Here is a 220-nt window from a genome sequence, read left to right on the forward strand (position 1 = left end):
GTCGGCACACTAAATTCTTTGCTTAAAGAGTTAAACTCTTCAATTAAAACCTCATATAAAATGAAGTCCTTTAAAAATGGCTCCCCTTGCAAGACTTGAACTTGCGACATACGGATTAACAGTCCGCCGTTCTACCAACTGAACTAAAGGGGAATTACTTGTCTCAACATCAGGTCTATAAAGACCATTATTTGTTAAGTACCAAATAATGGTGCCTCGA

General features: G+C 37.7%; 1 tRNA gene. It reads right to left on the reverse strand.

The annotated features are described in order from the left end of the window. Positions 1-77: 77 nt before the first annotated feature. Positions 78-153: transfer RNA gene (locus AB4503_RS25675), tRNA-Asn, on the reverse strand. Positions 154-220 lie beyond the last annotated feature (67 nt).

The organism is Vibrio sp. 10N.222.55.B11 (genome assembly GCF_041473705.1).
Classification (GTDB): Bacteria; Pseudomonadota; Gammaproteobacteria; order Enterobacterales; family Vibrionaceae; genus Vibrio; species Vibrio crassostreae_C.